The organism is Dankookia sp. GCM10030260 (assembly GCF_042666655.1).
Taxonomy (GTDB): domain Bacteria; phylum Pseudomonadota; class Alphaproteobacteria; order Acetobacterales; family Acetobacteraceae; genus Paracraurococcus.
Window position 1 is genome coordinate 128,020 of sequence record NZ_JBHTDE010000010.1, and the last position, 12,784, is coordinate 140,803.

Consider the following 12,784-nt stretch of genomic DNA (forward strand, 5'->3'; position numbering starts at 1 on the left):
GCCCCGGAATCAGGCCTTCGCCCAGGGGTCGTAGGTGCCGAAATGCCAGAGATGCCCTTCGAGGTCGCGGCAGGAATAGCCGCGACCGCCATGTGCCTCGTCCTTCAGCGGCGCGACGATCTCGGCGCCTTCCCGCCGGGCCCGGGCATGATGCGCATCGGCGTCCTTCACCACCACATAGGCGCTCTGCGTGACATGCCCGGCCGGGGGGTACTGGATCGACCCGCTGCCCTCGTCCGAGGCCGTGCCCAGCATGATCATGCCGTTGCCGAAGATGAGCTGCGCATGGGCGACGCCGCCGGCCCCATCCGGATAGACCGCGTGCCGCGAGAAGCCGAAGGCGCGGCACAGCCAGTCGATCGCCGCCGCGGCGTCGCGGTAGGGCATGGTTGGGATGATGCTGGCGGACATGCAATGCTTTCCTGTGGTCCCGCGACAACGCCGGGACGGCGTGCGCCGGATCAATCGTCCTGCGCGCGCACCACCCAGGCATCCGCAACCGTCACGCCCTCGGACTCGGCGTGGATGATCAGCGGGTTGATCTCCGCTTCGGAGATATCACTGCGGGCGGCAAGACGCGATACCGCGACAACGGCGCGCGCCAGCGCCAGGAGGTCGCCATGCGGCAGACCGCGCCAGCCGGCCAGCGGGCGCATGCCCTTGACCTCGGCAATCATCGCCATGGCTTCAGCTTCGTCCACCGGCGCCAGCCTCAGGGTGACGTCACGGAACAATTCGGCGGTGATGCCGCCGGTGCCGAGCAGCACGACGGGCCCGACCTCCGGGTCGCGGCGGAAGCCCAGGATGGCCTCGCCCAGCCCCTTGGCCATGGGCTGCACCAGGAAGCCGGTGAGCTTCGCATGCGGCGCCATCCGGGCGACGCGGCCCTGCATGGCAGCGGCTTCCTGCCGCAGTGCCGCGGCATCGGCGATGCCGAGCTTCACGCCGCCGACCTCGGTCTTGTGGGCCAGGTCGGGCGAGAGGATCTTCAGCGCGACCGGGAAGCCGACATCCTTCGCCGCATCCTGCGGCGTGCGTAGCACGGCGAAGGGGCTGGCCAGGCCCAGCGCGGCGAACAGCCGCCGGGCATCCGCTTCGTCCGGCGCGGCAGGCAGGGTGTGTTCGACGCCCGGGGGCTCGGTTCCGGTGCGTGGGGCGCGCCATTCCGACCAGGCGCGGATGCAATCGGCGGCAACTTCCGGCGTGCGGAAGGCGGGGATGCTGGCCTCGGCAAGCAACCGCAGGGAGGCATCGGCCTGCGGCACCAGGAAGGCGGCAATCGGCTTGGCTCCGCCGGCATCGCGTGCCTGAACGATGCCGGCGACCGCATCCTGCGGCTTGAACTGAGCCGAGGAGCCGATGACGGACAGCACCAGGTCGGTGTCCTCGGCCGCCTGCAGCGCATCGATGGCGGCGGCGACGCGATCCGGCTTGGCACCGGCCAGGGTCAGGTCGAGCAACCGGCCATGGTGACGGATGCCCGCGGTGTCGAGCTTGGCCGCCGCGGCGGCATCCGGGGCGCGGGCCTCGATGCCGGCCACGCCGAGGCAATCGACGGCCATGGCACCGCCGCCGCCCGTGGTAGTCGTGACGCTGACGGCACGCTGGGTCTTCGCCGGTGGCCTGCGGCCGATGACCAGGGCCGGCAACTCGATCAGGGATTCGAGGGTGGTGACGCGGAGGATGCCATGCGTCCGGAAGAAGGCCTCGGCCGCGGCATCCGATCCGGCCAGGGCGCCGGTATGGCTGGTGGCGAGCTCGGCGCCGTAGGGGGAGCGGCCAAGCTTGTAGGCGATGACCGGCTTGCCCGCGGCATGGGCCCGGCGGGCCAGGTCGGCATAATGCCGCGGCTGGCGGATGGCTTCGAGAAACAGCAGGATGGCATCGACCTGCGGGTCCTCGACCAGCAACCCGGCGATCTCGCCGGCGGAGAGGTCGGCCTCGTTGCCCGTGCCGATGATGTGGGAGAAGCCAATGCCGCGCGCCGCGCCGCGCGACATGATGGCGCCCATCATGGAACCGGACTGGCTGACCAGGGCGATGCGCCCCGCTGGCAGCGTCTCGGCTTCCAGGGCGGCGTTCACGGTGCAGGCGATGCGGTCGTTGAGATTGACCATGCCCATGGAATTGGGGCCGAGGATGCGGAGCCCGGCGCGCTGCGCCGTGGCGACCAGGCGGGCCTGCAGCGCGGCGCCTTCCGGTCCTGCTTCTGCGAAGCCATCGGCCAGCACGCCGGCGGCGGCAATGCCTTTGGCGGCGACCGCCTCGATCACGCCCTCCACATGCGGCGTGTTGAGCAGGATATAGGCGAAATCCACCTCGCCCGGGATGTCGGTGACGGTCCTGTAGGCCTTCTCGCCCAGCACTTCGCCTTCGCGTGCATGCACCGGCAGGATCTCACCGGCATAGCCATGCTTTCGGAGATAAAGCTGCGCCCGCGCCGTCAGCCGGGCCCGGTCAGCCGAAGCGCCGATGAGCGCGATGCGACGCGGCTGGAACAGCGCGCGATGAAGCGGGTGCATGGGCGCCAGACTCGGATAAAACGGTGAGTGGAGGTCCGGGGGAGAGAGGTGCCCTCTCTCCCCCAATTCCTGCTGCTTACAACGGGTCCCAGGAGAAGACCTCGCCCGACCGCTCCAGCGGCACGAAGAAGCTCTTCAGCGCCGGCAGCGCATGCTCGGCCAGCGCTTCCGGCGTCCAGCCCTCGCTGCTGTGGATGCCGCGGATCGGCCGGTTCTGGCTGAACAGGAACAGCTCGTTCATGCGTGGGCCGAAGATCTGGCCGTTGACTTCCTTCGCCGCGTCGGAGGCGAGGAAGACTGCCAGCGGGGCGTTCTTCTCCGGCCCCATGCGCATGATCTTCTCGACGCGCGCCTTCTGCTCCGGCGTCTCCGCCGGGATCGAGGAGGTCATGCGCGACCAGGCGAAGGGGGCGAGGCAGTTGGAGCGGACGTTGTAGCGCTTCATGTCGAGCGCGATCGACTTCGACAGGGCGGCGATGCCGAGCTTGGCGGCCGAGTAGTTCGCCTGGCCGAAATTGCCGATCAGGCCGGAGGTCGAGGTGATGTGGACGTAGGACCCGCTCTCCTGCTTGCGGAAATGCGTGGCCGCGTGGCGAGAGACATAGAACGACCCGTTGAGATGGACGTCGATGACCGCGTTCCACTCTTCCGCCGTCATCCGGTGGAAGATCTGGTCGCGCAGGATGCCGGCGTTGTTCACCACGATGTCGATGCGGCCGAAATGGTCCAGCGCGGATTGGACGATCTTGCCGGCGCTCTCCCAGCTCGAGACGCTGTCGGTGTTGATCTCAGCCTGGCCGCCGCGCTGCTCGATGATCGCCTTGGTCTGCTGCGCCGGGGTGGCCGAAAGGCCCTCGCCGGTCAGCGAGGCGCCGATGTCGTTGATGATGACCTTGGCACCGGCCTGCGCCATGTGCAGCGCGATTTCGCGCCCGATGCCGCCGCCCGAGCCGGTGACGACCGCGACCTTACCGTCCAGCATGCCCATTGTGGCGTTCCCTCTCCCGTGGATGCGTAGGGTGCTATTCGTAGCTCCGCCGGCGCGGCGCGTGAAGCCGGGCAGGCCGGTATTGTCGGCGTGGCAGGGCCATTGCATACCCGAGTTGGGGACTCGGGGGATCATGCGGGTGGCGCTTGTCGCACTGGACGGCGTGGGCAAGACCTTCCACGGGCGCACCGGCGCCTGGGAGGCGGTGAAGGGCTTTTCGCTGAACCTGGAGGAGGGCGAATTCGTCTGCCTGCTCGGCACCTCCGGTTGCGGGAAGACCACGGTGCTCAACATGGTGGCAGGGTTCGATGTCCCGACCGCCGGCCGCATCCTGCTCGACGGCGCGCCGGTGCGCGGCCCGGGGGCGGAGCGGGGCGTGGTCTTCCAGGGACATGACAGCCTGTATGATTGGCTCTCCGCGCTGGACAACATCGCCTTCGGGTTGCGGCTGCGCGGGATGCCGCGGCGGCAGCGGCGCGAGCGGGCAGGGCATTTCCTCGGCATGGTGGGCCTGGGCGGGCAGGGGGCGAAGCATCCGGCCGAACTGTCCGGTGGGATGAAGCAGCGCATCCAGATTGCCCGCGCCCTGGCCGCGGACCCCCGCATCCTGCTGATGGACGAGCCCTTCGGCGCGCTGGACGCGATGACGCGGGCGGTGCTGCAGGGCGAGCTGACACGGATCTGGGCGGAGACACGCAAGACCGTGCTGTTCATCACCCACGACATCGAGGAGGCGGTGGCGCTGTCGACCCGCGTCGCGGTGATGACCCGTGGGCCAGGCGGCACCTTGAAGGCGGTGGTGCCGGTGGACCTGCCGTTCCCGCGCGACCGGACCTCCGACGGCTTCATGGCGGCCTTCCGGCAGGTGCATGCGCTGATCCATGCGGAGATCCATGCGTGAACCGCGATCGCACTTTGACCGTGCTCGGCTACCTCGGCGGCTTCGTGCTGCTGTTCCTGGTCTGGCACCTCGTCGCCACCTGGCTGGCGCGCTCGGTGCTCTTCCCGCCGCCCGGACCGGTCTTCGAACGCGCCATGGTGCTGGTGGAGGACGGGCTGCTGCAGGAGGCCGTGCTGGCCAGCCTGCGCCGCATCGCCCAGGGCTTCCTGATCGGCAGCGCAGTGGGCATCCCCATCGGCCTGGCGATCGGCAGCTTCCGCCCTGTCCGCGCCATCCTGGAGCCCTGGACCGAGTTCTTCCGCTTCATCCCGGCGGTCGCGATGATCACCGTCGCGGTCATCTGGTTCGGTATCGGGGAGGAGAGCAAGGTTTTCCTGATCGCCTACACCACCGTCTTCGTCGTCATCATCGCCACCGCTGCCGGGGTGGGCGCGGTGGCGCGCGACAAGATCCGCGCGGCGCAATGCCTCGGCGCCTCGCGCCTGCAGGTCTTCGCCCTGGTCGCCCTGCCGGCCACGCTGCCCTTCATCCTGACCGGGATGCGCCTCGCCATGGCCAATGCCTTCGTCACCATCGTCGCGGCAGAGCTGGTCGCCAGCAACGACGGCCTTGGCAAGATGCTGTGGGATGCCCGGCTTTTCATGCAGGTGGAGGACATCTTCGTCGCGCTGGTCACCCTCGGCCTGCTCGGCTTCACCGTGGACCGCGCCTTCCGCCTCGCCATCCGCGCCTTCGCCGGGCGCTACAACCCGACCATGTAGGGGAGACCCAGGACCATGCTTCGCCGCAGCCTGTTCGCCACGCCCGCCTTGCTCGCCGCCCTCCCGGCGCGCGCCCAGGGCACGCTGAAGATGACCATCGCCACCGGGGTCGACCCATCCTTCTCACCCTTCTACGTTGGCAAGGAAGGCGGCTTCTTCGAGAAGAACGGGCTCGACGTCACGGTCAATACCGGGCCCTCCGGCAGCGCCATGGTCGCCTTCCTGATCGGCGACCAGGTCAACGCCGCCTATGGCGCGGAACAGGCCGGCGTCTCCGCCCATATCCGCGACCCCAACGTGGTGGCGGTGGCCGAGGGCACGGCGCTGCTGCGCTGGATCAGCGTGCTCGGCCGCAACATCGACAGCATGGACGGGCTGAAAGGCAAGAAGGTCGGCGTCGCCCGCGGCACCGGCAGCGAGACCTTCTGGCTGTCCGTCGTGGACAAGCTGAAGCTGAACCCGGCCGACTACACCATCGTCAACGTCGAGGCGCCGGAGATGGTCGCGGCGCTGGAGCGCGGCAACATCGACGCCTTCGCGGTCTGGGAGCCCTGGCCGACCCGCGCCATGCGGGCCATCCCGAACACGAAGATCCTCGTGAACAACGAGCCGATCCAGATCGTCCGCAATTTCGTCTACATGAACAAGGCCTGGGCGCAGGCCAACCAGGAAGCCACGGCGCGGCTGATGCGCTCGCTGGTCCAGGCGACCGAGTTCATCGAGGGCAACAAGGACCAGGCGGCGCAGCAGGTGGCGCGCTTCCTGCGCCAGGACCGTGCCCTGATCGCCGAGCTGATGACCAAGGTCGGCTTCCGGATGAACCTGACGCCGGATTCGGTCGGCAACATCCAGCTGGCGATCGACCAGCTCCGTGGCATGGGCAAGCTGGGCAAGGAGGTTACGCCGGCCGAGGTGATCTGGCCGGGCGCGCTGCGGATGGTGGCCCCCGACCGGGTGCGCATCTGACGCGGCTGTCGTAGCCTCCCCCGGCCCGCAAGCCGGGGGAGGAGACAGACGCCATGGAAAAAGGCCCGAACCACGCCAAGGGGCGCGAGATGCGCCGGAAGCTGATCGGCGACCGCACCGTCGAGCAGATGGCCAAGACCGTCTACGACGACCCGATGATGGAGAAGTTCGGCGACTACGCGACCGAGGCCGTGTTCGGGATGCTGTGGACCCGGCCGGGGCTTGATCTCAAGACCCGGGCGCTGATCTGCGTCGTCTCCGACACCGCGACGCATGCCTGGCCGGAGCTGAAGATCCATCTGCGCATGGCGCGCAACATGGGCTGGTCCGAGGACGAGCTGAGCGAGGCGCTGCTGCATATGGGCGGTTATGTCGGCCTGCCCTCGGTGCGCGAAGGGCTGCTGGTTGCCAAGGAGCTGTTCCGCGAGATGCGCGAGGAGGCGTGACCGCGGTGCCGCGGCGCCGGTAGACTAGGGTCCGAGGACGCCGGCGCCGCACACCATTCGAACGAGGCCGCCGCATGACCGAATCCGATCCCGTCGCCCTTCGCCATATGCGGCGCGCCATCGCGCTTGCCTGCGACTCCGTCGCCGCCGGCGGTGGGCCTTTCGGCGCGGTCATTGCGCGGGGGGAGGAGGTGGTGGCCGAGGGCAGCAATCGCGTCACCGTCGACCTCGACCCGACGGCGCATGCCGAGGTCACCGCGATCCGCCGTGCCTGCGCATTGCTCGGTCGATTCGAGCTGCGCGGGCTGACGCTTTACTCGAGCTGCGAGCCCTGCCCGATGTGCCTCGCCTCGATCCACTGGGCGCGGCTCGACGGGGCGTATTTCGCCGGTACGCGCCGGGACGCCGCGGCAGCCGGCTTCGACGACGAGCTGCTGTACCGCGAGGTAGCGGCACCGTTGGAGGCGCGGATGGTGCCGATCCGGCCGATGCTGGCCGAGGAGGGTCGGCAGCCCTTCGCAGACTGGCTGGCGAGACCGGATCGCACGCCATACTGAGCGATTGCGTCAGCAAGATCGGGGAGGGAAAAGTGGTCCCTCCCCAACCCCACCCTGGCTTTTCCTGGTCGGCACCTGCCGCGCGGCGGGTGCCAGCTTCAGAAAGATGGAGATGGGTCCAGGGAGAAGACTTCCTCCCCGGCCTTGCCTTTTTCCCTCAGGGCAGCAGGCCCGAGGCCTCGTCCCAAAGCAGCCGTACGATCTCCCCGGCCGGCGCCGCCCGGGCCAGCGCGGCACCCTGGCCGGCCCAGGCCTGCATGCGGGAGGCATCGCCGGCCGCCTCCGCCGACGCCCGGACCTTGACCATCAACGCCCGCTGCACGGGGTAGGGCGCCGGGCGGATCTCACCAGCGAAGGCCTCGGTCACCTGATTGCGGATGCCGCGCGCCAGCCGGCCGGAGAAGCCGCGGGTCAGCACGGTGTCCTCCGGCGCGGTCCGCGCGATCTCGGCCGCCCAGGCCGGATGGATGGCGGCTTCGGGGCTGCGCAGGAAGGCGGTGCCCAGCTGCACCGCGCTGGCGCCCAAGGTCAGGGCCGCGGCGATGCCGCGCCCGTCCATGATGCCGCCGGCGGCGACGACGGGGATGCGGACCGCATCGGCCAGCTGCGGCAGCAGGGCAAACAGACCGACCTGGGACTGCTCGGCGGCGGCGTTGTCGAAGGTGCCGCGATGGCCACCGGCCTCGGCGCCCTGTGCGACCACGGCGTCCGCTCCGGCGGCCTCGGCGGCGCGGGCCTCGGCGACTGTGGTGGCGTTGCAGATCCAGGCGATGCCGCGGGCCTTCAGGCGGGCCACGATGTCGGGCGGGAAAAGGCCCATGATGGAGGAGGCGACGGCCGGGGCGGCCTCGATCAGCGCCTCGCATTGCGCGGCGAAGTCCTGGACGAAGGGCCCGGGGCCCGGGTCGGCGATCTCGGCGCCGGCCAGGGCGGAAAGCGTGGCGCGCACCTGCGCTTCATGCGCCGCGTCGCGCACCGGCGCCGGTTCGGGCGCCCAGAGATTGACCTGGAAGGCGCCGTTGCTGGCGGCGCGGAATTGCGCCGCCCAGTCGCGCATCTGCGCCGGCGAGGACATCAGCGCGCCGAAACCGCCCATGCCGCCGGCGGACGCGATGGCGGCGGCGAGCGGCGGGGGGCAGGCGCCGGCCATCGGCGCCATCAGGATGGGGGCGCGGAGGCCGAATCTGGCGCAGAAGGCTTCGGCACGGTGGCGGGCGGTCATGGCGTTCTCCCCCGGGTCAGCCCGCGAGGCGGGCAGGGACTTCGGCGATCGCCTCCAGCCCCGCATTGGCGAAGGCGAGGCGGATATGGCGACCCTGTCCCGGGCCGAAGAAGGGGCCCGGCAGGGATAGCAGCCCGCGCCCGGCGGCCAGGCGCTCGGCCACCGCCAGGGCGTCCGGCCCGTCCTCCGGCACCCGGAGATAGGCAAAATAGGCGCCGAGGGAATCGAGGCGCCAGCCGGGCAACTGGCCGACCGCGGCGCGGAAGCCGGCGGCGCGCTCGGCCATCAGGTCGCGGTTGGCGGTGCGCCAGCCGGCCAGCGCCGGCACGCCCCAGGCGAGCGCCGCCTGGGCCGGCCGGGCGGGGCAGATCTGCCAGGTGTCGAGCGCCTTCATCAGCTCTGCCCGGAAGGCCGGGCCGGCGAGGATGGCGCCGACCCGATGGCCAGGGACGCAATAGGCCTTGGAGAAACTGTAGAGATGCACGAGGCCGTCGCGCCAGGCCGGGTCCTGGAACAGGGCGTGCGGCGGGGTCGCGCCGCTGGGCAGGAAGTCGCGGTAAGTCTCGTCCAGCACCAGCCAGGCGCCGTGGCGGCGGCAGAGCGCGGCGCAGGCCTCGATCACCGCGGGCGGGGTGATCGCGCCGGTAGGGTTGTTCGGCGAGACCAGCACCAGGGCGCGGGCGCCGGCGGCCAGCAGGGGCTCGATCCGCGCCGGGTCGGGCAGGAAGCCGTCCTCGGCGCGGCAGGGCAGCGGGATGGCCGGGATGCCCTGCATCTCGAGCGCCATGCGATGGTTGAAGTACCAGGGCACCGGCAGGATGACGCCACCCGTGCCGCCGCCGGCGATCACCGCCATGGCCATCGAGAAGGCGAGGTTGCAGCCGGCGGTGATCGCCACGTCGGCGGCCCCGATCGGCGCGGTGTAGAACCGGGAGGCATCGGTGGCGAGCGCCTCGCGCAGGGCCGGGTCGCCGTCGATCGGGCCGTAGCCGGCGGCGGCGCGGCTGCCGGCGGCCTCGGCCAGCTTGGCCAGCAGGTCGGGGTGGGGCGGGTAGCCCGGCACCGCCTGGGTCAGGTCGATCATCGGCCCGGCGGTGCCCGCATAGCGTGCGGCCCAGGCGCGGGCGGTCGGGATCGCCGGTTCGGCGGTGGCGCGGAGTCGGGGGGAGAGGGCCGGCAGGTCGGGCATGAACCCGACCCTTTCACCGGAACGCGCGGTCGTCCAGGCGGGTCAGCCGCGGCCGGCGATGCGGGCACGCGCCATGGCGAGGTTGCGGCTGCCCTCGGTATTGCCGCCGCGCATGTAGTGGCGCTCCGGCCGGTAGCGGCTCGGGCGGACCAGGCCTGCCAGGCCCGCGAGTCCGCGGCGGAAGGCGCCGGGCAGCGAGGGGCGGCTGCGCGGGAGGGCGAGAATGCCAGTGTTGAAAGCCAGGGCCGCGAACATCGGGGACCTCAAATCTGATGGGGTATACATTAAACTTTTCGTGTGGTATGTCAACACGGAAACGTGATGCACGACGCAATCCCGATCCAGCGCGGGCGGCCTTGCGCCCCAGCCAAAGGGATACGCGTCGGGAAACGGAATTGATGTGCGGAAGGATACGCGGGCTGGCCTGAGCCGCCGCGGGTGTGGCTCATCGCACCGAGGGGCGCGTCCCAGCGGAAGGCGAGCAAGGCCGGGGAGGACGGATCCTCCCTGGACCCGTCTCGATTCTCATGGGTTGACGCTGGCCGCGCGGCGAAGGCTCGTCTCGAAAAAAGAAGGGTGATGCTTGCGGCGGGAAATACCTTTCTCTTCCCAACCTTCCTGTCAGCCCCGGCGGATGACCTTTTTCTCCGCCAAGGCGGCGATCTGCGCCGCATCGTAGCCGAGCTCCGCCAGCACCTCGTCGGTATGCTCGCCGAGCTTGGGCGGATGGCGGTGGATACTGGCCGGCGTTGCGGCGAAGCGGGTCGCCGGACGCGCCATCCGCAACGCGCCCTCGGTCGGGTGGGCCATCGGCTGGAACATCCCGACCGCCTTCAGATGCGGATGCTCCGGCACGTCCCCGATGGTGGAGAAGGCGGTAGCCGGGATGTCGAGCCTTTCGCACACCGCCAGCCATTCCGTGGTGGTCCGGCCCGGCGCGATCTCGGCGACCGCGGCATAGACCCGGTCGATATTGGCGTTACGCTTCACCGGGTCGTCGACGCCGAGCGCCTCGATCAGCTCCTCGCGGCCCGCCTCGGTGAAGAAGGCCCGCCAATGCGCCGCGGTGTAGGGCAGCAGCGTCATCCAGCCGTCCCGGGTCGGCACCGGCTTGCGGTGGCGCAGCCGGGCATAGCCGGGCGCGCCGATCGGCGGAGTGAAGGCGTGGCCGCCCTGGTGCTCCACCGCGACGAAGGCGGTGATGGTCTCCAGCATCGGCACCTCGACAAGCTGCGCTTCTCCGGTCCGTTCCCGATGCAGCAGCGCGGCCAGTACCGCTGAAAGCAGCGCCATGCCGGTGATTTTGTCGGCGACCAGGGAGGGGACGAAGCGCGGCTGCCCGGCTTCCTCGCCCACGATGTCGGCCAGGCCGGAGGCCGCCTGGATGATCTCGTCGAAGGCCGGGCGGGCGCGGTGCGGTCCGTCCTGGCCAAAGCCGGTGGCGACTGCGAAGACCATGCGGGGGTTGAGCGCGCGGCATTCGTCCGGGCCGAAGCCCAGCCGGGCCATGCCGGCCGGGCGGATATTGGTGACCAGCACATCGGCGGTCGGGATCAGCCGGCGCAGCACCGCGGCGCCCTCCGGCGTCTTGAGGTCGAGCGCCAGCGACCGCTTGTTGCGGTTCACCCCGAGAAACACCGAGGCCATGCCGCGGTTGCGGAAAACGCCGGAGTTGCGCACCAGGTCGCCGGTCGGCGTCTCGATCTTGATCACCTCGGCGCCCCAGTCGCCCAGCGTCTGGGTCGCCAGCGGCCCGAGCACCACGGCGGTGAGGTCGAGGACGCGGAGCCCGGCGAGCGGGCCGGTCGGCGTGCTGGCGCCGGTCATGCGTGGCGGCTCCCGGCCCTGCGGTCTTGCGGCACCATGCTCGTTTCGCTCCCCTTGCCGGTGGGCGGCGTCGAGTGCCGCTCGGACGGCAAGGCTAGAACAGACCTCCCTGGGCGGGAACGCCCCTAGCCCGGCTCGCCGAGCTGGTCGGCCGGGATGCGGATGCTGCATCGCAGGCCGAGCGGGGTGAATTCGAGGCTGCCGGAGCCGCCCAGCTCATAGGCCAGGCTGCGCTCGATCACGGTCAGGCCGAAGCCGCGCCGGCTGGGCGTCGGTGCCGGCGGACCGCCATGCTCCTCCCACCGCATCACCAGCCCGGCCGGGGTGCGGTGCCAGCGCAGCCCCACCCGGCCGTCCGGCACCGAGAGGGCGCCGTGCTTCGCCGCGTTGGTCGCCAGCTCGTGCAAGGCGAGGCTGAGCGACATCGCCGCGCGCGGCCGCAGCACCAGGTTCGGCCCGCGGGCGGCGATGCGGCCGCGGGCCTGGCCATCTGCATGCGGGCCGAGCTCCTCTGCGACCAGGGGGCGCAGCCGGGCGCCTTCCCAGCGGCTGGCGTGCAGCAGGTCGTGTGCTCGCGCCATGGCGTGAAGCCGGGCCTCAAAGTCGTGGACGAAAGCGTCGGTGTCGCGGGCACGGCGCCGGCTGTGGCGCAGCAGCGCCTGGATATTCGCCAGGATGTTCTTCAGCCGGTGGTCCAACTCGGCCATGACGAAGGCTTGGTGCGACTGCGCCGTCCGGTGCCCGGCCGCTTCCGACTCCGCCCGGCGCAGGCTGGCCTCCAGCCAGGCGCCGCGCAGGTTGCCGGCGGCGGCGAGGTCCGCGGCGTTCCAGGGTGGCGCCTCGGCCGCGCGCAGCCAGAGGATCCAGTCATGCGGCCGCCGCGGCAGCGCGATCGCCAGCAACCTGCCGGCTGACGGTGCTGCGGCCGGCAGCATGTCGAACGCCATGATCCCCGCTTCGGACCGCTCCTCCAGCCAAGCGGCGAGGGCCAGGATGGTGGCGTCGCCAGGCGCTCGGCCGGCGCGGGCCGGCTGACCATCGAGCAGAAGGGCGACACCAGTGGCGGGCACCAAGTCCAGCAGGTCGGCACGGTGCCGCAGCAGGCATTCCGTAGATTGGTCACCCAGCCGGAGTACGGCGAGCGGGCAGGGGACCGGGCGGCCGATATCCGGCGGTACCGGTCTGACCAGGGCAGCCCGCTTGCGGCGCGGCGCGGCGCGGCGCGGCGCGGGGGGGGCGGCACCGGTCGGCGGACCGGCATCGAGGGCCGGTTCCGCTGCCTCGGTCGGCTGGCGCAGGTCGGCAAAAGATACTTCGTTCCGCATGGTTTGATCGGCCACACTCTCTTGCGAGATCACTGTCTCGCGATCAAGTTAAGTCAAAGGAAAATTCCAGCATGATTCCA

Annotated in this window: 13 protein-coding genes; 5 read left to right on the plus strand and 8 right to left on the minus strand. The window is 70.7% G+C overall.

Going from position 1 to position 12,784, the window contains the following annotated elements; all coding sequences use genetic code 11:
- Positions 1-9: 9 nt before the first annotated feature.
- From ACFQS7_RS24010 to ACFQS7_RS24020, 3 genes are all read right to left on the minus strand, one after another.
- Positions 10-411 carry a VOC family protein gene (locus ACFQS7_RS24010; protein WP_380069676.1) on the minus strand — a complete coding sequence of 134 codons (402 nt, stop codon included), beginning with the start codon at positions 409-411 and terminating at the stop codon, positions 10-12.
- A gap of 50 nt (positions 412-461) precedes the next feature.
- Positions 462-2,522 (minus strand): acetate--CoA ligase family protein, encoded by a 2,061-nt coding sequence (locus ACFQS7_RS24015; RefSeq protein ID WP_380069677.1) that lies wholly within the window; start codon positions 2,520-2,522, stop codon positions 462-464.
- 76 nt (positions 2,523-2,598) lie between these two features.
- The gene (locus tag ACFQS7_RS24020) at positions 2,599-3,504 is read right to left on the minus strand and encodes an SDR family NAD(P)-dependent oxidoreductase (RefSeq protein ID WP_380069678.1); all 906 of its coding nucleotides are present in this window, start codon (positions 3,502-3,504) and stop codon (positions 2,599-2,601) included.
- A gap of 139 nt (positions 3,505-3,643) precedes the next feature.
- Here ACFQS7_RS24020 and ACFQS7_RS24025 point away from each other — a divergent pair, with 139 nt between their 5' ends.
- The 5 genes from ACFQS7_RS24025 to ACFQS7_RS24045 all read left to right on the plus strand — a co-directional run bounded on the left by ACFQS7_RS24025 (position 3,644) and on the right by ACFQS7_RS24045 (position 7,141).
- The gene (locus ACFQS7_RS24025) at positions 3,644-4,411 is read left to right on the plus strand and encodes an ABC transporter ATP-binding protein (protein ID WP_380069679.1); all 768 of its coding nucleotides are present in this window, start codon (positions 3,644-3,646) and stop codon (positions 4,409-4,411) included.
- Entirely contained in the window at positions 4,408-5,172 is a 765-nt protein-coding gene (locus ACFQS7_RS24030; protein ID WP_380069680.1) for an ABC transporter permease, read from the plus strand. The genes ACFQS7_RS24025 and ACFQS7_RS24030 overlap by 4 nt, the downstream gene beginning before the upstream one ends.
- 15 nt (positions 5,173-5,187) lie before the next feature.
- Positions 5,188-6,138, plus strand: coding sequence for an ABC transporter substrate-binding protein (locus ACFQS7_RS24035; RefSeq protein ID WP_380069681.1), 951 nt, complete (start codon positions 5,188-5,190; stop codon positions 6,136-6,138).
- Between the two features lie 53 nt (positions 6,139-6,191).
- Complete coding sequence (locus ACFQS7_RS24040; RefSeq protein WP_380069682.1) at positions 6,192-6,584, plus strand: carboxymuconolactone decarboxylase family protein; 393 nt, start codon at positions 6,192-6,194, stop codon at positions 6,582-6,584.
- Positions 6,585-6,658: 74 nt separating this feature from the next.
- Positions 6,659-7,141 (plus strand): nucleoside deaminase, encoded by a 483-nt coding sequence (locus tag ACFQS7_RS24045; RefSeq protein ID WP_380069683.1) that lies wholly within the window; start codon positions 6,659-6,661, stop codon positions 7,139-7,141.
- A gap of 157 nt (positions 7,142-7,298) precedes the next feature.
- Here ACFQS7_RS24045 and ACFQS7_RS24050 read toward each other — a convergent pair whose 3' ends face one another.
- The 5 genes from ACFQS7_RS24050 to ACFQS7_RS24070 form a co-directional block, all read right to left on the minus strand.
- Entirely contained in the window at positions 7,299-8,363 is a 1,065-nt protein-coding gene (locus tag ACFQS7_RS24050) for an NAD(P)H-dependent flavin oxidoreductase (RefSeq protein ID WP_380069684.1), read from the minus strand.
- Between the two features lie 16 nt (positions 8,364-8,379).
- Positions 8,380-9,552 (minus strand): aminotransferase, encoded by a 1,173-nt coding sequence (locus ACFQS7_RS24055; RefSeq protein ID WP_380069685.1) that lies wholly within the window; start codon positions 9,550-9,552, stop codon positions 8,380-8,382.
- A 42-nt stretch (positions 9,553-9,594) separates the two neighbouring features.
- Positions 9,595-9,807, minus strand: coding sequence for a hypothetical protein (locus tag ACFQS7_RS24060; RefSeq protein ID WP_380069686.1), 213 nt, complete (start codon positions 9,805-9,807; stop codon positions 9,595-9,597).
- A 366-nt stretch (positions 9,808-10,173) separates the two neighbouring features.
- Entirely contained in the window at positions 10,174-11,379 is a 1,206-nt protein-coding gene (locus ACFQS7_RS24065) for a CaiB/BaiF CoA transferase family protein (RefSeq protein WP_380069687.1), read from the minus strand.
- 125 nt (positions 11,380-11,504) lie between these two features.
- Entirely contained in the window at positions 11,505-12,704 is a 1,200-nt protein-coding gene (locus ACFQS7_RS24070; RefSeq protein WP_380069688.1) for a sensor histidine kinase, read from the minus strand.
- Positions 12,705-12,784: the final 80 nt, after the last annotated feature.